This window comes from Nioella aestuarii (assembly GCF_050896395.1).
Lineage (GTDB): Bacteria > Pseudomonadota > Alphaproteobacteria > Rhodobacterales > Rhodobacteraceae > Nioella > Nioella aestuarii.
In genome coordinates this window covers 25,307-42,977 of the sequence record NZ_JBPBBA010000019.1, presented here as the reverse complement: position 1 = coordinate 42,977, position 17,671 = coordinate 25,307, and the positions used below count along the sequence as shown (strand labels likewise).

Sequence of the window (17,671 nt, the reverse complement as noted above, 5' to 3'; positions counted from 1 at the left end):
TTAAGGAGAGGCAGATGCGATATTCAAGGCGCTCCGGCGTTGATCCCTTTATCGTGATGGATGTGATGGAACAGGCGCGCGCGGCAGAGGAGGCCGGACGCCATATTATTCACATGGAAGTGGGCCAGCCGGGGTCCGGCGCGCCTGCTGCTGCCCGTGCGCGCCTTTCCGCCGAGATGGAGAAAGGGCCGCTTGGATATACCGTCGCCCTGGGCAGACCCGACCTGCGGGCGGGCATCGCAGCGCTTTATGATGAATGGTACGGGGTTGATCTCGATCCCGGTCGGATCGTTCTGACGGCGGGCGCTTCAGGGGCCTTTCTGCTGGCGTTTACGGCGCTCTTTGATGCGGGCGAAAAGGTGGGCTTGGGTGAACCCGGCTATCCCAGCTATCGCCAGATCCTGAAGGCGCTGAGCCTGACGCCGGTCGGGTTCCAGACAACTGAGGCCAACCGCTATCAGCCGGTGCCGGGCGATCTGACCGAAGATATGGCGGGCCTGATCGTGGCCTCGCCTGCGAACCCGTCGGGCACGATGCTGGACAAACCGGCTCTTGGTGATCTGGTCGGCGCCTGTGCAGATCGGAACATTGCCATGATCTCGGACGAGATCTACCACGGGCTGCAATATGAGGGGCGGGCGATATCTGCGCTTGAGATGTCCAACGATCTCTACGTGGTCAATTCCTTCTCAAAGTATTTTTCCATGACAGGCTGGCGGCTTGGCTGGCTGGTGGTGCCAGAGGATCATGTGCGCATAGTCGAGCGTCTGGCGCAGAACATGTTCATCTGCCCGCCCCATGCGGCACAGGTTGCAGCGCTTGGGGCGCTATCGCCAGAGGGCCGGGCAGAACTGGACGCGCATCGCGAGGTCTACACCGCGAACCGGCAGCTGATGCTGGAGGGGCTTGCACAAGCGGGATTTGACAAGGTCGCACCTGCGGACGGGGCGTTCTATGTCTATGCGGATGTCTCGGATCACACCGGCGACTCGCTTGCCTTCTGTGCGGAGATCCTGCGCGATGCGGGGGTGGCGGTGACGCCTGGGCTCGACTTTGACCCGATCCGGGGGGCAACCACCCTGCGGTTTTCCTACGCACGCTCGACAGAGGATATCCGGGAAGGGATCGCCCGGCTTCAGACGTTCATGGCGTCCCGGTCTTCTTGAACAGCCGCGACACGATGGAAATCGGGCTGCGCTGGCGTTGATTGAAAATCGCCAGCGACGGGTGGCCTTCGGCCTCGTCCAGATAGGCCAGCGCATGGTCTGCGCCGAAGTCGTTGATCCAGAAGCCGATGGCGGACAGCAGGTTGAAATGGTCGTGCTTCTCGACAAGGGTATACAGCGTGCCACCCTCGACCGGTTCCAGCCTTTCGAAGATCTCTGACCGGCTTTGGCGGCCTTCCAGCCTGACGGTGGCCTCTGATTGCCGGGTCAAACGGTCTTCGTGCAAGATGCGATAGCGATAGCTATGTGCCTGGCGGGCGATAGCAAAACTGTCGCCGTTTGGGGCCGCCGTTTCGTACCGGACCGGGAAAAAGCCGCTCGGTTCCTCGGGTCCACAGATGCGACCGGCCACAGTGGTGTCTGGCAGCGGGCACAGGGCCCGGCGCACACGATCGGGCGGGGCAGGGCAGAACACCCGCGTATGGTGCTTGCGCTTGCCCATGGGCAGATTCTGGCCCGCATAAATGAACAGGGCCATAACCAGCAGCCAGACCATGAACCAAGCCAGCGACATCAACAGAATCGCCATGTGATCGCTAATGCCGCCTTCGACAATTGGCGCGCCCATTACGGCGAGTTGCAGATAGGGTGTTGCCAGCAGCAACAGCGCGAATGCGACCGAAGCGGTCAGAACGTCGATCCAGCCAGCCGGAAAGGCCACCGCCGCACTGGACACGATTCCCCCCCATACCAGCATCAGCAGAAACAGGTTCAGCGGATCGCGAAAGAGATTGAAGTCAGGAGAGATTGCCAAGGACAGAACCGCCCCCAGTACAACCACCAGAACTGAAACGGAAATCAGGCGGCGCAGCCGGTAAATCCGGTAAGCAGCGTGGTGAAGAAGAGTCGGTTTCATATGTCTCTCGGCAACAACTGGTTCACATTGATCCGATCCTGAAGCCGGTTTGCGGGAAGAATAAGGCAAGTCCCGCGCCATTTCATGAAACTTGCGTGCGGGCATGGCTTGGGGCATGGCAGCGGACCTGCTATCCTGCCAAGAACAGCAACCTTCGGCGGAAGACCGATGATCCGGGCAGTCTTTGTTTTTATTGTGATTTTCTTGTCAGTCATGCCCGCCGCGGCGCAGGATCTCAGGGCACTTGCGCGGGTTCTTGCCGATGACAGCCGTCTGGAAGATGACGGGCGGGACGTGGTGCTTGATCTCTCCCTGACTCAGGCCGTGCCGTACCGGGTATTCGTGCTGGATGAGCCGGAACGCGTGGTGCTCGATTTTCGCGAGGTGAACTGGGCCGCGCTTGGCCCTGACTTCGATGACGCAGATCAGGTGACAGCCGTGGCCATGGGGCGCGGTGATGCCGGTTGGTCGCGTATGGTGCTGTCCCTCGACCGCCCGATGGAGATCGCCCAGGCCGGGATGGAAACCGACGACACCGACGGCACCGCCCATGTTCGTCTCAGGCTTTCACCGGTATCGGCAGATGAGTTTGCCGAACTTGCGGCCCATACCCCGCCAGGCGTGCGCCTGCCGCCGGTTCCTGTTGCTGACACTGCCCCGCCGGCCCGACCTGAAGGCGGACCTATCATGATCGCGCTTGATCCCGGTCATGGCGGCGTTGACCCCGGAGCGCAACGGCGTGGACAGGATGAGGCCGACCTGATGCTGGTCTTTGCCATCGAACTGCGCGAGGTGCTTCTGCGGTCGGGCTTGTTCGACGTGGTTCTGACGCGGGAAGGCGACTGGTTCGTGTCGCTGCCCGAGCGGGTGACCATCGCGCGCAGCGCTGGCGCTCAGGCCTTCCTATCGCTGCACGCTGATGCGTTGGAAGCAGGCAGAGCACGCGGGGCGACGGTTTACACCTTGTCCGAAACCGCCTCGGATGCGGCATCAGAGGCATTGGCAGAGGCCCATGACCGTGCCGATCTGCTGGCGGGCGTCGATCTTGCGGGCAGCGATGACGAAGTGGCAGGAGTGCTGCTGGACCTGGCCCGGCTGGAAAACGCCCCTCGATCCGAGGCGCTGGCCGACCACATCGTTGCAGCGCTTGATAATGCGGGCGCGAACCTGCATCGGCATCCCCGTCTGGAGGCCGGGTTCTCGGTGCTGAAGGCTGCCGATATCCCCTCCGTCCTGATCGAGCTTGGCTTTTTGTCCGACGCGGAAGACCTGGCAAATCTGATGGACGCGACTTGGCGGGAACAGGCGCAAGAGGCGATCCGGGATGCATTGGTAGCCTGGGCTGCCGAGGACCAGGCCCAGTCAGCCCTGCTGCGTCAATAGGGGCGGCGCGCGTCAAGCTCGACCTGGCCTCACCGCTCTGGCATGGTCACCGCAAGGTTCCGGCCGAGGGGACATTTTGGGGGCATGGCGATCATTCTCAGCAGACGGCGCACATTACTGGGGGGAATGTCGGCTCTTGTGCCTCTTCCATTTATGGCGGGCTGCGCGGCGTTTGAGCCCGACGGCCCGCAAACGCCCCTCCGACCGGATCACGCCCTGCGGGTTGCCACGTACAATATTCGCTATCTCGACCTGACACAGTCAGGCGTGGACCATCCAAGAGGCCCGGATGCATGGCAGGAACGCCGCCCCCTGGTTCTGGCGGCCCTGCAACAGATAGATGCTGATCTGATTGCGTTTCAGGAGATGGAAAGCTGGACCGGGGAACCGCAGGGTCATCCGCCCATCCAGAGAGAGTGGCTGACACAGCAGATGCCCGAGTATGGCAGTGCGGCCGCGACATGCAGCCTGAGAGCCGAAACCGGACAGCCGGTCTTTTTCAGGCGTGCGCGACTGACCCTGCTCGAAGAGGGGTGCGCGCAATTGCCCGAAACGCCAGGAATATCAGGGGCCTTTGCAGGCTATGCCGACCGGATCACCTGGGCGCGGTTTCGGGACCGGATGACAGGGCGAAGGATGACCGTGATCAACCTGCACCTGCATTTTACTGACCGGCTTCGGCGTTTGACAGGGGCGGATAAGGCGCAGGAGCTTGTGAACGAAGCAACGCAGCGCGGGGATGCGGTAATCGTCCTGGGCGACTTCAACGAGCTTGCCGGTTCTGGCTCCGTTCGGCACCTGAACCGTGCGGGGTTAACCTTGGTGCCCTCGACCGGGTCCAGCTTTCACTTCAACGCGGGACTCAATCTGTTTCCCGCCATCGATCATATCCTGCACGCAGACGGGATCGCAGCCATCGGCCCTGCGACTGTGCTTCGGGTGCGCCAGGGGGATCTCTGGCCGTCAGATCATCATCCGGTCTGGGTCGACCTTGTGAACGACGGATGACAGCATCAGGTCACATGCAGGGCTGATTTCCGGCTTCTGGCGCTTGCCTGTGTTCCATTGACAAGCGCCAGAGCATGGCGCTCAGCCCTCCAACATCACCAGCGCATGGCGCTTTTTCCCGGCGCTAAGCTTGATCGGTTCAGCTAGATCGGCTGCTGAAATCATCAGACCCGAATCCGTCAGCGGCTCGTCGTTCAGACGCGCACCGTTGTCCGAAATCAACCGCTTGGCCTCTTTGCCCGACTTTGCCAGTCCCGCTCGTGTGATCAGCTGTACAATCGAGATCCCGTCGCCAATGTCGGTGGCGGTCAGGGTCAGGGTGGGCAGATCGTCGCCGGTGCCGCCCTTCTCGAAGACCTCACGCGCGGTTGCTTCTGCTGCTGCCGCGGCCTCGGCCCCGTGCAGAAGGGTCGTCACCTCGTTGGCCAGCACGATCTTGGCCTCGTTGATCTCGGACCCTTCCAGCGCGCCAAGACGGTCGCATTCTTCGATCGGAAGCTCGGTATACAGCTTCAGGAACCGCCCCACATCCGCATCAGTCGTGTTACGCCAGAACTGCCAGAACTCGTAAGGCGAGCGCATTTCCGCGTTCAGCCAGACCGCGCCATCGGCTGACTTGCCCATCTTCTTGCCGTCCGAGGTGGTCAGCAGCGGCGAGGTGAGGCCATAGATCTCATGATCCAGCACCCGGCGGGTCAGGTCGATGCCGTTCACGATATTGCCCCACTGGTCCGACCCGCCCATCTGCAACAGGCAGCCATAACGGCGATTGAGTTCCAGGAAGTCATAAGCCTGCAGGATCATGTAGTTGAATTCTAGGAAGCTGAGGCTCTGTTCCCGATCAAGACGCGATTTCACGGACTCGAATGACAGCATCCGATTGACCGAGAAATGCCGCCCGATATCGCGCAGGAAATCGAGGTAGTTCAGATCTGCCAGCCATTCGTCATTGTTCAGCATCAGCGCATCGGCCGGGCCGTCGCCATACGTAACGTAGTTCGAGAAGACTTGCTTGATCCCGGCAATGTTGTCGTCGATCTGGTCGGGCGTCAGCAAGGGGCGCTCATCTGCGCGGAAACTGGGGTCGCCCACTTTCGTCGTGCCCCCGCCCATCAGGGTGATCGGCTTGTGCCCGGTCTTTTGCAGCCAGCGCAGCATCATGATCTGGATCAGGCTGCCCACATGCAGCGACTTCGCCGTCGCGTCAAAGCCGATATAGGCCGGCACCACGCCCTTGATCAGCGCTTCGTCAAGGCCCTGATAATCGGTGCAGTCGGCCATGAAGCCGCGCTCGATCATCACGCGCATGAAGTCGGATTTGGGGTGGTAGGTCATGTCTCGTCCGTCCAATGATAGGAATGGCGGCGTGATAGCGGGAAGGAAGCCATGATGGAAGGGCCGATATGGGTTGCAGGCGCGATGTCGGGTACATCCCTTGATGGCGTAGACGCGGCTTTGCTGAAGACCGACGGGCGGCGCATATATGAATTCGGAGAAACCCGCTATCGGGCCTATCGCGATGAGGAGCGCGAGGTGATCCGCGCGGCGTTTGGAAAATGGTCGGGTGATGCAGGCGTCGAGGCCGCGGCAGAGGTGGTCGAAACCGCCCATGCCGCGGTTCTGTCGCGGCTAAAGGGCGCCGAGATGGTGGGATTTCACGGCCAGACACTCGCCCATGATCCGCAAGGACGTGGCACCCATCAGGCGGGTAATGGCCAGGTATTGGCCGATGTGTTGGGGCTGCCGGTGGTCTGGGATTTCCGGTCGTCTGACGTGCAGTTGGGCGGTGAGGGCGCGCCACTGGCCCCTTACTACCATTTCGCCTGTGCCAAATGGATCGGCGCGACCGAGCCGCTTGTGTTTCTCAATCTCGGCGGTGTGGGGAACCTGACCTGGGTCGATCCCCGGCTTGAAGGACCGGAGAAGGATGGCGCGGTTCTGGCTTTCGATTCCGGTCCGGGGAATGCGCCCCTAGACGACCTGCTAAGCGCCCGCCGTGGCGTGACACGGGATGAGGGCGGCGCGCTGGCACTGTCAGGGACGGTGGATCACAGCATCGTAGAGGCAGCCTTGCGCCGACCGTTCATGTCAAGGATGCCTCCGAAGTCATTGGACAGAAATGATTTTAATGATCTTTGTTCGCGGGTGGATGCTTTGTCGGATGCAGATGCCGCCGCGACCCTGGTGGCGGTCACTGTGGCCTGCGTGGCAGAGGGGCTGCGCCATTGCCCCATACCACCCACCCGCGTTCTGGTCTGCGGTGGTGGGCGGCACAATGCGGCGATGATGCAGGGTTTGGCGGGCGCGTTGTCCTGCCCGGTTGATCCGGTCGAGGAGGTCGGGCTGAACGGCGACATGCTGGAGGCGCAGGCCTTTGCATTCCTCGCCGTGCGGGTGGTGCGCAAGATGTCGACCTCGGGCCCGATGACCACGGGAGTCGCCGCGCAAGTGGGCGGCGGACGGATCAGCCGGCCGCGCAGCTAGGGGCGCAGGTTGTCCGCATAGTCCTTGGCGAAGGCCGGATAGCTGGGCGATGTGCTTTGCAACAACGGTGCAAGGTCGCGGTTAAGTTCCGGCAGCTTGTGGAACGGCACGTTCGGGAAACTGTGATGTTCCGCATGGAAGGGCATATTCCACGCGATGAAGCGCACTGGCCAGCCCGCATAGGTGGTGCGGGAGTTTTCCAGCATATTGGCCACCGGCGGACAGCGGCCATGTTCGGCCAGCAGGTAGAGCCGTAGGAACGGCTGCCCGATCAGCACCGGCACAATCCAGAGCCACAGCGCCAGCGGCGACCAGAGCAGGCTCAGCCCGATCAGCGCATAAAGCGCAAGCAGCACCCGCGCCTCGCGCCGGATCGTACCATGCTGGCGGGCGGGCAGGTAGGGGGCGTCGATGCTGCCAAAGGCATTGCGCCACAGCGTTCTCGCCATGCCCCGCCAATAGCCCCATCCGCTGAGGTAGATCAGGAATTGCGGCCATGTTTCGGGGCGTGGCCCGTGTTCCAATTCCGGGTCGCGCTCGGGGTCGTTGGTGTGTTTGTGATGCGCCAGGTGGAAATAGCGAAACCAGGTGAAGGGCAGCATCAGGGGCAGGCTGGTTGCATGGCCTAGAGCGTCATTCAGCCAGCGCGACTTGAAGGGCGTGTAGTGTGTGCATTCGTGGCTGAGGGTGAAGAGAAACACCGTCAGAATGCCAAGCGGCAGCAGCGCCAGCTGCCACAAGGGCAGGCGGAGAGCGATAATCAGTTGAAAGCCCACGATCAGCCCGACATGCCCGGCGAGGTGCAGAAGGCCCCGCAGATCGGAGCGTTCCTGCAGGGCCGCCTTGCGCTCGGTCGGAAGTGCCGCAAGGGCGGACTTGTGATCCATCTCAGCCCCTCGGGATGTCGAATCCGGGCGGGGCAAGATCGAATCCGTCGAACTGGAACCCCGGCGAAACCGCGCAGCTGACCAACGTGTAATCACCCGTCGTCCGCGCCGCCTGCCAATGGTGTGGGGGAACGAGGATCTGCGGGCGGCCCCGGGTCAGGTCCGGCGTCAGCAGGTGGTCGGTGGCAGGGCCATCATCCGTTTCGCTGATCGACAGGACCAGCGGCGCGCCCGCGTGGAATAGCCAGATCTCGGCGGCATCGACCTTGTGCCAATGGCTCGCCTCACCCTCTTTCAGAAGAAAAAAGATACAGGTGCCGGTGGCCCGACCATCGTTCTCTGCCTCCCAGGTCTGACGGTAATGTCCGCCCTCTGGATGCGGCTCAAGCCCGAGTGTTGCGATGATTTCCTCAGCGGTCATGCGTCCCGGCCCCCGATACCCTTTGGCGAAACCTTAGGCGAGGGACCGGGGATTGAAAACCTCGCTCAGATCGGAAGATCGCAATCATGCGCGGACATGTCCTGCACCGGATCATCCGGTCCGCATTCCTCGCCGGATATGGGGTAGGTATCGGGCGGCGTACACGCTGCCAGAAAGCCGAGGATGGCGAGGGCATAAAGAAACTTGTTCATGGGTCACCTCCATTTCGGAGCCGGTTCTTTCCAGGCTCACCGAAATCATGATCGGGATCAGACATGTCGGTAATGATCTGTGTCAATAAATGCCCCTGCAAACCGATTGCGGCGTGGTTAGGAGAAATCACACCAGCTGTGTTATCCTGGGGGTCGGACGAGGGGCATACTTCTAACATTCCCAAGACATGAGGGAGGGAACTATGCCGGTACATCGTGGACAGTGTTTTTGTGGAGCAGTTGAAATCGAGGTCGAGGGAGACCCCGAAGGCATGGGCTATTGCCACTGCGAATCTTGCAGATCCTGGTCGGCAGGGCCGGTTAATGCGTTTACCCTTTGGCAGCCGGATGCGGTGAAAGTGACCAAAGGCGCGGACAAGCTGGCCCGGTTCATGAAGACGGAGAACAGCGGACGCCAATATTGCACCGAATGCGGTGGTCACGTCATGACCGACCATCCGGGGTTGGGGCTGACAGATGTCTATGCCGCGACCATTCCTTCGTTGAAATTCGCCCCCGGCGTTCATGTGAACTATGCCGAGACCGTCTTGCCGATGAAAGATGGCCTTCCGAAATTCAGGGATTTCCCGGCAGAATTCGGCGGCAGCGGGGAGATGGTGGAAGAGTAGCCCGCCGCTTTAAAACCCCGGTGTGCCCCGATCCTCGGGATGGCGTTCAAGGTGGCTTGCCTTGATGCCTTCCGAGGTCTGGCGGCTGCCGTCGTGGCTCCAGCCCGGCGGAGCGACAGCATACATCAGCCGCTCGCGCAGGGTTAGGCCGCGCTGTGTCATGTCTTTGAAGATGCCCACCCATTCGTGGAAGGCGACGCGCAGCGGATTGAAAGTGCCCAGGTTGTGGACGAGGCCGTAATCGACGCGGTCCTCTTCCAACTCTGGCACGAAGGTGCCGAACATTCGGTCCCAGATGATGAAAACGCCCGCATAGTTGCAGTCGAGATAGCGTGCGTTGCGGCCATGGTGGACGCGATGATGTGAGGGCGTGTTCATCACGGCCTCAAACCAGCGGGGCAGTTTGCCGATCGCCTCGGTGTGAATCCAGAACTGGTAGATCAGGTTTAGCCCGCCCACGAACAGAACCATGGCCGGGTGAAAGCCAAGAAGGATCAGCGGTGCACGGACGACCATCATGAAGGTGAACGTATAGGTCCAGGTCTGACGCAGCGCCGTGGTCAGGTTGTAATGCTGGCTGGAATGGTGATTCACGTGGCTCGCCCAGACCCACCTGATCCGGTGGCCGAAGCGGTGCACCCAATAGTAGCGCAAATCATCCAGCACGAAACACAGCGCCACGACCCACCAAGATGTGCCCAGGTCCAGCGGCGTGATCTGCCACAACACCATGAAAAAGCCCCAGGCGATGAAGCCAAGCGCGATGCCGCTGGCGACATTGCCCGCACCCATGATCAGGGATGTGACCGCATCCCGCGTTTCATAGCGCCCGCCCTTGCCTTTGAGGACGATCCACAGAAGCTCCACCAGAATCGCGGCGATGAAGAAGGGTACGGCGTATTGGACGACGTCGGGATAGGTCAGTTGGTCGGTCATCTTTTCTCCGACAGGATCTGTCGCCAATGGGTAAGGGCTTCGGGGTCCAGCGCCACGTCAAGGCGCGGCGTGGCGAAATCGTGGAACAGGATGCGCAGGCCGCCGGGGGTTTCGTGGATGTCCGAGCCATCCAGCCGGTGCGCGCAGCTGTCCGCGCCAAGTACGAAAACGATGCCAAGGCCGTGGTCGGTTTCAACAAGGGCTGCGCTGCCATCCGGGGCAATATGGGCGGCGGTGACGGTATCCTCGGGCCAGCCACGCAGCCAAGCGGTCCGGGCCTCGTCCGCGGACGTCAGGCGCAGGGCACGAGAGAGACCCAGAAAATGGGTCAACAGGGCGATCAGGCCGATGCCGCCCACCACCAATATGATCAAGATATGCAGGGGCATGGCCCGTCTCCTCCCGCGGCGTATCAAACCGGGCGGGGACGGGGGCTGTCAAACGTGGCGTGGCGTCAAGGGGCCGCGTTCACGAAGTTGCGGATCTCAGTGATCACCGCTTCGGGCGCATCATCGACACTGTCATGGCCCGCGTCCGGGATCACGACAAGCCGCGCATCCGCATAAAGCGGCAGATGCCCGCGCTGGTGGTCTTCACCGATCCAGGTGGAACAGGCCCCTGCGATCAACAGGACACGGCCCGGGAAACGGCGTGCATTGCCGCCGAGCGCGTCGAAATTCGCGTCAGATGCCTGCGTTTGCACCGCCTGACCCGCGATGCCGCCCGCGCGCCAGCTGGGGCTGTCATAGCTCTCGCCCGCACAGGCATAACCGGTCAGCGGATCAGAGGCGAAGAACCCCATCATCCGGCCAATCAGGTAATCCTGAGCGGCGGCGGCATCCGGCCCGTCCACATGGGCAGATTCAAACCCGGTGCGCAGCCCGCGCCATAACATCAGCGGCTGCTGAATGATCTCTTGCGACCGTGCGCCCCAGGCATCGGCCTCTGCCGCCGACAAGAAGCCCGGTTCGATCAGAACCGCCGAGGCCACCCGGTCGGGCTGTGCGCTCAGAAAAGCGCTGGCCAGCATCGCGCCCCAGCTATGACCGATCAGGATCACGGGGGCGTCAGGGCTGACGAGGTCGAGCACGCCTTCCAATTCGGTGATATGGGTCTCAAAGGTCAGGTCCTCAGCGGGCACCCGCTCTGACAGGCCCGCACCGCGTTGGTCGTAGAAGGTGACGTGATAGCTGTCAGACAGCGCCTGCAAGGGCAGAAGAGACCGGTAATCCGCCCCCGGTCCGCCATGCAGCACGACAATCGCGGGGTTTTCCGGGTCGCCGAAGCTTTCTGCGTGCAGGGCGACGCCGCCAACCTCGATCCGGGGCAGGGCGGCGTCATCGCTGACGGTGGCGGGCACGGGATACTCCCCCATGGTCCCGACATAGAGTGCCCCCACTGCGATGAGCAGGAGCGCAATCAGAAAACCTATGCCACGAAGAACCCGCCGCATCGGTCAGCGCAGGATCGAGCGGCCCGCATATTCCGCCGTTTCACCCAAAGCTTCTTCGATGCGGATCAGCTGGTTGTATTTCGCCAGCCGGTCAGAACGCGCCAGCGATCCGGTTTTGATCTGACCGCAATTGGTGGCAACGGCGAGGTCCGCAATCGTGGCGTCCTCGGTCTCGCCGGACCGGTGCGACATGACGCAGGTCATCCGGTTGCGATGGGCCAAATCAACAGCTGCCAGCGTTTCGGACAGGGTGCCGATCTGGTTGACCTTTACCAGAAGCGAGTTCGCAGCGCCCTGTTCGATCCCCATGGCCAGACGGGCAGGGTTGGTCACGAACAGGTCGTCGCCCACCAGCTGCACGCGATCGCCGATGGCGTCGGTCAGCAGTTTCCATCCTTCCCAGTCATCCTCGGAACAGCCGTCCTCGATGGACAGGATCGGGTAGTCATTTACCAGCGCTTCCAGATAGGCGACGTTTTCGGCGGGGGTCAGGCTGATGCCCTCACCGGCCATCTCATACTTGCCATCCTTGAAGTATTCGGTCGCCGCGCAGTCAAGCGCGAGCATGATGTCTTCGCCCGCTTTGTATCCTGCTTTCTCGATGGATTTCAGAATGAAATCAAGCGCGTCACGGGTGGAGCTCAGGTTGGGGGCAAAGCCGCCCTCGTCGCCCACACCGGTGGCAAGGCCCGCAGCCGACAGCTCTTTCTTCAGGGTGTGGAAAACCTCGGACCCCATGCGCACAGCTTCGCGGATATTCGCCGCGCTGACGGGCATGATCATGAATTCCTGAATGTCGATCGGGTTGTCGGCATGTTCGCCGCCATTGATGATGTTCATCATCGGCACCGGCAAAACCCGGGCAGAGGTTCCACCGACATAGCGATACAGCGGTTGACCGGTGTAGTCAGCGGCGGCTTTTGCCACGGCGAGGCTCACGCCCAGAATGGCGTTGGCGCCGAGGCGGCCCTTGTTGTCAGTGCCATCCAGTTCGATCATTGCCGCGTCGATGGCGGCCTGTTCGGTGGCATCAAAGCCGACCAGAGCTTCGGCCAGTTCGCCGTTTACGGCGGCCACGGCTTCCAGCACGCCCTTGCCCATATAGCGCGCCTTGTCGCCATCGCGCTTTTCCACGGCCTCGTGCACGCCGGTCGATGCGCCCGAGGGCACGGCGGCGCGGCCCATGGTGCCGTCTTCAAGGGTCACGTCGACCTCGACGGTCGGGTTGCCGCGGCTATCCAGAATTTCGCGGGCATGGATGTCGATGATGGTACTCATGGGATTTTATCCTCTGACGAACAGGAATGGGTCGTGCAGAGCTATAGCAGGGGCGGAGCGAAAGTAAACCGTCAATGATAGCGCTAACGGCCCTTGTTTTGCAGGCCAACCCCGCTGTTTGCGCCAACATCCTGCGACAGGGACTTTACGCCGCAGTCCGCCGGGCCTCGCGTCTGGCAACCCTCGCCAGATGCTGTTCACGCAGGAATGTATAAAGCCCGGTCGCGATGATCAAGCCAGCGCCGATCAGCGTCAGTGCGTCGGGCTGCTCGTCAAAGATTAACACGCCCGCCAACATGGAAAAGACCAAGCGTGTGTAACGGAAGGGCTGCACGGCAGAGGCATCAGCCACCCACATCGCCTGTACGATGGCGTAGTAGCCCGTGACCGAAAAGACGAGGGTGGCCGCGATAAGCGCGTAGTGGCGTGGTTCCGGCGCGACCAGGCTGTCACCCTGCATCCAAAGCAATAGCGCACCGGAGAAGATGAGCGAGGCAAAGCCCTGGAATGACACAACCAGAGAGCTGACCTCGGGCGCGATAAAGCGGGTGGACAGATCGCGCACGGCGATTGCGGCCACGGCAACTAGAACGAAGAGCGTGGCGGGGTTGAACCCGTCCAGACCCGGCCGGATGATCAGCAGAACACCGCAAAAACCGACCAGAATGGCGCTCCACCTTCGCCAGCCGACCTGTTCCCCCAGAAACAGCGCCGCGCCCATGGTGATCGCCAGCGGAGTGGCCTGAAAGACTGCGGCCACGGTCGAGATGTCAATCAGCGAGAGGGCGGTGATGAAGGCGGTCGCGGCAATGGCTTCGGATAGGGCCCGGATCAGGGGTGCCGCCTGCCACGCGGCGCGCGCAAATAGCGACTGACGGCGGGCGGTGGCCAGAACCGCGAACACAAGACCAGCCCCGATGCCAAGCGCAATCAGGATCTGACCGGTCGGGAACCACGCGGACAAATGCTTGATCAGCGCGTCTTCCAGCGTAAAGGCTGCCATGGCCCCGATAACCAGGAGAATGCCGTTGATGTTGTTCATCTGCGCTCGGTCCGAAAGGTGGGTCTGGATCTCGCTTGGCGCTTTGCGGGCGTGTGCGCAAGCACAGACTGCGCGGGTGGCGATGATTTCCCCTGATGGGTGGGATTAGCGTTTCGAATGCAGACGTTCTCGCCAAGCGGAATAAAGCCCCGCAGACAGGATCATGACCGTCCCGACATAAGACAGCGTGTCGGGGCGTTCGTGAAAGATGATCATGCCAAGTGCCAGGCCGAAGACCAGCCGGGAATAGCGAAACGGGGTAACAGCGGCAATCTCGCCCACGCGCATTGCGGCGGTGATGGCGTAGTAGCCGCCGATGGTGGCGATGATGGCAAGGGTGAGCGTCGCCCAATTGCCAACGGTCGGCCAAATCGGCGCTTGTCCGAACAGGATCAGCAGCGCGCCAGTGGGGACAAGGGCGAAAAAGCCGATGGTGGCCACTTGCAGATTGTCCAGCGACGCGGGCGCAGCGCGGGTGGCCAGATCGCGGATCGAGAGGCCCAGAAGCGCCACGATGATCCACAGCGCCTGCGGCGAGAAGCCCTCGAACCCCGGACGAAGGATAAACAGAACGCCGACCAGCCCGGCAAAGATGGACAGCCAGCGACGCGGGCCGACGCGTTCGGCATAGAAATAGGCCGCGCCCATGGTCACGACCAATGGCCCGGCCTGTAAGATCGCAGTGACCAGCGACAGCGGATTCAGCGTTAGAGACAGGACCATGCCGACGCCAGCCATGATCTCTGCCGCAAACCGCAAGGCAATGGCCGGGTGCCAGATGGCACGGGGCAACAGCGGCAAGCCACGCAAGCGGGTCCAGATGGCGAACACCACGGTTCCGACAATCCCCATCGTGCCCATGATCTGCCCCGGCGGCACCGCCCCGGCCAACAGTTTGATGCCGACATCACCGATAGCGAAGCCAGCCATGGCCAGCAGCATCAGAAAGATTCCGCGCAGATTGTCAGAGGCGAGGGGCATGGGGAGGATTCCGAAACATGCCCCCTTTGATCCTGTCTGCTCGCCGGGGTCCAGCCTATTTGCGGATTGGCACGCCGTAGAGTTCCAGCTTGTGCCCCTTTAGCCGGTAACCGAGCTTTTCGGCGATCTTTTCCTGAAGCGCCTCGATCTCGGGGTCGACGAATTCAATCACCTCGCCCGAATGCATGTCGATCAGGTGGTCATGGTGATCGCGCTCGGCGTCTTCATAGCGGGCGCGACCATCGCCGAATTCCAGCTTTTCCAGAATGCCGGCCTCTTCGAACAGCTTGACCGTCCGATAGACCGTGGCGATCGAGATGTTCGGATCCTGCCCGCTGGCGCGAGTATAGAGCTCTTCCACATCAGGATGATCGGAGGAGTCTTCCAACACCTGCGCGATGACCCGCCGCTGCCCCGTCATGCGCAGGCCCTTGGCCTCGCAACGCTGTTCGATGGTCTCCGGCATGGCGGTCCCCGTGATCGTCTTGGGAGAGGGGTCTAGCCCAAAGGGTGCGGTTGGGAAAAGCCCTTTTGGGCTACCCCGGTCAGGAAATCTTTCGCCAGCGCATTTTGCGCGGGTCAAGGGCGTGGACACCATCAAAGGTCTGATAGCCAGGTTCCACCTTTCCGCCAGAGACGACGATCTCGTCATGTATCAGCTCGGCCTCGTGCCGGTGAATCCAGCCGGGATTGTCGCCGGTCGTCTGGACAGGGGTCACGCGCCAGGTGCGCAAATCCAGCCGTAGCACTTGCGTGACGCCCTCTTGCCGCTGCTTGGGGTAGCCGAGGCAGCCGATGATCAGGATGTGATCTTCCATCAGCGTGGCGGTGTGGAAATCGGTCGGGGGGAAATCATCAACTGGGTAGGTGAAGTATTCGACCCCGCCTTTGCCATCCAGAACGCAGACATCGTTATAGATGCAGAAATCGGGATCGTAATGATCCTCGTGTTCGCCTGCAATGAGCACCAGCCGTCCGTCCGGCAGCCGCGTAACTGTGCGTCCAAACCGGTCAAAGCTGAAGATGGGACCGGGCCCCCATGAGGCGCGCGTGGCACTGCTATGTGTTTTCATCCCAGCATAGGCGCTGTCGAAGCTACGGATCATCTCCAGGTAAAATGGGTTGTCGAATGCGCTCGGGTTGCGGGTGCCACGTGTGACGGGCGCCAGGCGCGGAACGTCTTTTGGGTCGATCCGCTGAGCCGGGATGCGGTCTGATCCGATGGCAATTGACATGACTTCCCGGTCGAAATCGGCGAACTTCGCGCCATGCCGGGCCAGCAACCGCACGATTTCCGGCTCATCGGTCTCGGCTGCAACGGTACAGGGTGCGAAACGCACGTCCGGCCCCTCGGTCGGGTCATTGATCCGCGCCCCGTGCTCGAGCAGCGTCTCCACGAAATCTGCCCGTTTCCAGCCCACGGCATGAGACAGCAGCGTGCGCCCTTCGTACCAGCCGTTGACCTCGGCCCCGGCGGCCAACCGTTCCGCCACCTCGGCCCGCGCGATATCCGTCAGGTCCGGCTCTGCGAACCCTGCTTCGCCTTCCAACAAGACCAGAAGCGCGCTAGCCAGTGTCGGGTCAGGGGTGCTCATGGTTCAAGCTCCAGTTCCGGCTCGCGGCCCACGCGTGTGGCAAGGCGCGCCACTGTCAGCCCCTGCACGATAATCGAGAAGACCACGATCATATAGGTCGCCCCTAGGATCAGCGGTTTCCATTCGCTGTCAGGCAGGGACAGCGCCAGCGCGACCGAGATGCCGCCCTTGAGGCCCCCCCATGTCATGATCGGGATGACGCCGGGGGAAAACGCGCGGAAGGGCGACAGGGCATAGATCGGAATGGCCACGGCAGCCAGCCGCGCCAGCAAAGCCAGCGCGATGGCAGCCGCACCTGTCATCAACACATCGCCAGAGAAAGCCACGGCAAAGACCTCGAAGCCAATGAGCAGGAACAGCACCGCATTCAGGATCTCGTCAATCAGGGTCCAGAAACTGTCCACATGGGCGCGAGTCGCCTCGCTCATGCCGCCTTTGGGGCCGGTGTGCCCAATCAGCAGCCCGGCCACCACGGCCATGATCGGGGCAGAGACATGCAGCCAGATGGCCAGCTCATAGCCGCCAAAGGCAAGCCCGAGCGTGAGAAGAACCTCTAACGAGGGGTCGTCGATCCGACGCATGACCCGGAAGGTCAGCCACCCGAGCAAGGCACCAAGAACGGCGCCGCCAAACGCCTCTTGCGCAAACAGGCGCGCCGCGTCTGACAGCCCGCCGCCGCTGTGATGGTCGCCACCGTGGGAAAAGGCCAGCCCCACAAGGACGAGGAAGACCACATAGCCCACCCCGTCATTGAACAGGCTTTCGCCCGCGATCTTGGTTTCCAGCGACTTTTGCAGATCGGCGGCGCGCAGAACGCCCATGACGGCAACCGGATCCGTGGGGGTGACAATGACGCCAAAGACCAGCGCCACCAGCAGTGGCATTCCGGTGATCCACGAAAAGCCAACCCCGATGATGACGGTCGACAGACCCACGCCGATGGTTGCCATCAAGGCAACCACCTTCCATTCCGCCCGCAGGTCTTCCAGCTTCACATGCAGCGCGCCGGCAAAAAGCAGAAGACCCAGCATCCCTTCCAGCAGCGCCTCGGAAAAATCGATCTCGGAAATCAGCAGCCGCAACTGATCGTCAATGCCAAAGCGGGGCAGCACGGCGTCCAGACCCATCACCACCAGAGAGGCCGTCAGCGCCACGACCATGATGCCGATCGCGGCAGGCAGCCGCAGGTAGAGATAGTTAATCGCCCCAAAAGCACCGGCCAGCACAATTAGAAGTGAAGTGATCTGAAGAAGCGACATCGCGACAGTCCTGGCGAATGG

At 61.9% G+C, this 17,671-nt stretch carries 19 protein-coding genes; 5 read left to right on the top strand and 14 right to left on the bottom strand.

Going from position 1 to position 17,671, the window contains the following annotated elements:
- Positions 1-14 precede the first annotated feature (14 nt).
- The gene (locus ACROHD_RS12070) at positions 15-1,166 is read left to right on the top strand and encodes a pyridoxal phosphate-dependent aminotransferase (RefSeq protein WP_432678141.1); all 1,152 of its coding nucleotides are present in this window, start codon (positions 15-17) and stop codon (positions 1,164-1,166) included.
- Here the strand turns inward: ACROHD_RS12070 and ACROHD_RS12065 are convergent.
- Positions 1,144-2,082 (bottom strand): SRPBCC family protein, encoded by a 939-nt coding sequence (locus ACROHD_RS12065; RefSeq protein ID WP_432678140.1) that lies wholly within the window; start codon positions 2,080-2,082, stop codon positions 1,144-1,146. The genes ACROHD_RS12070 and ACROHD_RS12065 overlap by 23 nt on opposite strands.
- A 213-nt stretch (positions 2,083-2,295) precedes the next feature.
- Between ACROHD_RS12065 and ACROHD_RS12060 the strand changes: the two genes are divergently transcribed.
- Both ACROHD_RS12060 and ACROHD_RS12055 read left to right on the top strand, forming a co-directional pair.
- On the top strand, positions 2,296-3,465 hold the full coding sequence (locus ACROHD_RS12060; protein WP_432678139.1) for an N-acetylmuramoyl-L-alanine amidase: 1,170 nt from the start codon (positions 2,296-2,298) through the stop codon (positions 3,463-3,465).
- Positions 3,466-3,549: 84 nt separating this feature from the next.
- Complete coding sequence (locus ACROHD_RS12055; RefSeq protein ID WP_432678138.1) at positions 3,550-4,473, top strand: endonuclease/exonuclease/phosphatase family protein; 924 nt, start codon at positions 3,550-3,552, stop codon at positions 4,471-4,473.
- An 81-nt stretch (positions 4,474-4,554) separates the two neighbouring features.
- Here the strand turns inward: ACROHD_RS12055 and tyrS are convergent, their stop codons facing one another.
- The gene (gene tyrS / locus ACROHD_RS12050) at positions 4,555-5,808 is read right to left on the bottom strand and encodes a tyrosine--tRNA ligase (protein ID WP_432678137.1); all 1,254 of its coding nucleotides are present in this window, start codon (positions 5,806-5,808) and stop codon (positions 4,555-4,557) included.
- A 54-nt stretch (positions 5,809-5,862) separates the two neighbouring features.
- Here tyrS and ACROHD_RS12045 point away from each other — a divergent pair, with 54 nt between their 5' ends.
- A complete protein-coding gene (locus tag ACROHD_RS12045) occupies positions 5,863-6,957 on the top strand; it encodes an anhydro-N-acetylmuramic acid kinase (RefSeq protein WP_432678136.1) in 1,095 nt (364 codons plus the stop codon).
- Here the strand turns inward: ACROHD_RS12045 and ACROHD_RS12040 are convergent.
- The 3 genes from ACROHD_RS12040 to ACROHD_RS12030 all read right to left on the bottom strand — a co-directional run bounded on the left by ACROHD_RS12040 (position 6,954) and on the right by ACROHD_RS12030 (position 8,477).
- The gene (locus tag ACROHD_RS12040) at positions 6,954-7,844 is read right to left on the bottom strand and encodes a fatty acid desaturase (protein WP_432678135.1); all 891 of its coding nucleotides are present in this window, start codon (positions 7,842-7,844) and stop codon (positions 6,954-6,956) included. The two genes, ACROHD_RS12045 and ACROHD_RS12040, sit on opposite strands and share 4 nt — an antisense overlap.
- A 1-nt stretch (position 7,845) precedes the next feature.
- On the bottom strand, positions 7,846-8,265 hold the full coding sequence (locus ACROHD_RS12035; RefSeq protein ID WP_432678134.1) for a cupin domain-containing protein: 420 nt from the start codon (positions 8,263-8,265) through the stop codon (positions 7,846-7,848).
- Between the two features lie 65 nt (positions 8,266-8,330).
- Positions 8,331-8,477, bottom strand: coding sequence for a hypothetical protein (locus tag ACROHD_RS12030; RefSeq protein WP_432678133.1), 147 nt, complete (start codon positions 8,475-8,477; stop codon positions 8,331-8,333).
- Positions 8,478-8,680: 203 nt separating this feature from the next.
- Between ACROHD_RS12030 and ACROHD_RS12025 the strand changes: the two genes are divergently transcribed.
- A complete protein-coding gene (locus ACROHD_RS12025) occupies positions 8,681-9,106 on the top strand; it encodes a GFA family protein (protein WP_432678132.1) in 426 nt (141 codons plus the stop codon).
- A 9-nt stretch (positions 9,107-9,115) separates the two neighbouring features.
- Here the strand turns inward: ACROHD_RS12025 and ACROHD_RS12020 are convergent, their stop codons facing one another.
- The 9 genes from ACROHD_RS12020 to ACROHD_RS11980 form a co-directional block, all read right to left on the bottom strand.
- Positions 9,116-10,042: a sterol desaturase family protein gene (locus ACROHD_RS12020; RefSeq protein WP_432678131.1), complete on the bottom strand. Its 927-nt coding sequence runs from the start codon at positions 10,040-10,042 to the stop codon at positions 9,116-9,118.
- Positions 10,039-10,431: a hypothetical protein gene (locus tag ACROHD_RS12015; protein WP_432678130.1), complete on the bottom strand. Its 393-nt coding sequence runs from the start codon at positions 10,429-10,431 to the stop codon at positions 10,039-10,041. Before ACROHD_RS12015 ends, ACROHD_RS12020 begins: the two co-directional genes overlap by 4 nt.
- 65 nt (positions 10,432-10,496) lie before the next feature.
- Positions 10,497-11,495: an alpha/beta fold hydrolase gene (locus ACROHD_RS12010; RefSeq protein ID WP_432678129.1), complete on the bottom strand. Its 999-nt coding sequence runs from the start codon at positions 11,493-11,495 to the stop codon at positions 10,497-10,499.
- A gap of 3 nt (positions 11,496-11,498) precedes the next feature.
- Positions 11,499-12,773, bottom strand: coding sequence for a phosphopyruvate hydratase (eno, locus tag ACROHD_RS12005; protein WP_432678128.1), 1,275 nt, complete (start codon positions 12,771-12,773; stop codon positions 11,499-11,501).
- A 145-nt stretch (positions 12,774-12,918) separates the two neighbouring features.
- A complete protein-coding gene (locus ACROHD_RS12000; protein ID WP_432678127.1) occupies positions 12,919-13,815 on the bottom strand; it encodes a DMT family transporter in 897 nt (298 codons plus the stop codon).
- A 105-nt stretch (positions 13,816-13,920) separates the two neighbouring features.
- Positions 13,921-14,796 (bottom strand): DMT family transporter, encoded by an 876-nt coding sequence (locus ACROHD_RS11995; protein WP_432678126.1) that lies wholly within the window; start codon positions 14,794-14,796, stop codon positions 13,921-13,923.
- Positions 14,797-14,851: 55 nt separating this feature from the next.
- On the bottom strand, positions 14,852-15,262 hold the full coding sequence (locus ACROHD_RS11990) for a Fur family transcriptional regulator (protein ID WP_432678125.1): 411 nt from the start codon (positions 15,260-15,262) through the stop codon (positions 14,852-14,854).
- 79 nt (positions 15,263-15,341) lie between these two features.
- Positions 15,342-16,391 carry a hypothetical protein gene (locus ACROHD_RS11985; protein ID WP_432678124.1) on the bottom strand — a complete coding sequence of 350 codons (1,050 nt, stop codon included), beginning with the start codon at positions 16,389-16,391 and terminating at the stop codon, positions 15,342-15,344.
- Complete coding sequence (locus ACROHD_RS11980) at positions 16,388-17,650, bottom strand: cation:proton antiporter (RefSeq protein ID WP_432678123.1); 1,263 nt, start codon at positions 17,648-17,650, stop codon at positions 16,388-16,390. The genes ACROHD_RS11985 and ACROHD_RS11980 overlap by 4 nt, the downstream gene beginning before the upstream one ends.
- Positions 17,651-17,671 lie beyond the last annotated feature (21 nt).

Bases quoted from the DNA above. Each gene is read 5' to 3' on its own strand.
- tyrS (WP_432678137.1), bottom strand. From the start codon at position 5,808: ATGACCTACCACCCCAAATCCGACTTCATGCGCGTGATGATCGAGCGC.
- ACROHD_RS12035 (WP_432678134.1), bottom strand. From the start codon at position 8,265: ATGACCGCTGAGGAAATCATCGCAACACTCGGGCTTGAGCCGCATCCA.
- ACROHD_RS12025 (WP_432678132.1), top strand. From the start codon at position 8,681: ATGCCGGTACATCGTGGACAGTGTTTTTGTGGAGCAGTTGAAATCGAG.
- eno (WP_432678128.1), bottom strand. From the start codon at position 12,773: ATGAGTACCATCATCGACATCCATGCCCGCGAAATTCTGGATAGCCGC.
- ACROHD_RS11990 (WP_432678125.1), bottom strand. From the start codon at position 15,262: ATGCCGGAGACCATCGAACAGCGTTGCGAGGCCAAGGGCCTGCGCATG.
- ACROHD_RS12040 (WP_432678135.1), bottom strand. From the start codon at position 7,844: ATGGATCACAAGTCCGCCCTTGCGGCACTTCCGACCGAGCGCAAGGCG.
- ACROHD_RS11980 (WP_432678123.1), bottom strand. From the start codon at position 17,650: ATGTCGCTTCTTCAGATCACTTCACTTCTAATTGTGCTGGCCGGTGCT.
- ACROHD_RS12010 (WP_432678129.1), bottom strand. From the start codon at position 11,495: ATGCGGCGGGTTCTTCGTGGCATAGGTTTTCTGATTGCGCTCCTGCTC.
- ACROHD_RS11995 (WP_432678126.1), bottom strand. From the start codon at position 14,796: ATGCCCCTCGCCTCTGACAATCTGCGCGGAATCTTTCTGATGCTGCTG.
- ACROHD_RS12045 (WP_432678136.1), top strand. From the start codon at position 5,863: ATGGAAGGGCCGATATGGGTTGCAGGCGCGATGTCGGGTACATCCCTT.
- ACROHD_RS12070 (WP_432678141.1), top strand. From the start codon at position 15: ATGCGATATTCAAGGCGCTCCGGCGTTGATCCCTTTATCGTGATGGAT.
- ACROHD_RS12020 (WP_432678131.1), bottom strand. From the start codon at position 10,042: ATGACCGACCAACTGACCTATCCCGACGTCGTCCAATACGCCGTACCC.
- ACROHD_RS11985 (WP_432678124.1), bottom strand. From the start codon at position 16,391: ATGAGCACCCCTGACCCGACACTGGCTAGCGCGCTTCTGGTCTTGTTG.
- ACROHD_RS12015 (WP_432678130.1), bottom strand. From the start codon at position 10,431: ATGCCCCTGCATATCTTGATCATATTGGTGGTGGGCGGCATCGGCCTG.
- ACROHD_RS12060 (WP_432678139.1), top strand. From the start codon at position 2,296: ATGCCCGCCGCGGCGCAGGATCTCAGGGCACTTGCGCGGGTTCTTGCC.
- ACROHD_RS12055 (WP_432678138.1), top strand. From the start codon at position 3,550: ATGGCGATCATTCTCAGCAGACGGCGCACATTACTGGGGGGAATGTCG.
- ACROHD_RS12030 (WP_432678133.1), bottom strand. From the start codon at position 8,477: ATGAACAAGTTTCTTTATGCCCTCGCCATCCTCGGCTTTCTGGCAGCG.
- ACROHD_RS12065 (WP_432678140.1), bottom strand. From the start codon at position 2,082: ATGAAACCGACTCTTCTTCACCACGCTGCTTACCGGATTTACCGGCTG.
- ACROHD_RS12000 (WP_432678127.1), bottom strand. From the start codon at position 13,815: ATGAACAACATCAACGGCATTCTCCTGGTTATCGGGGCCATGGCAGCC.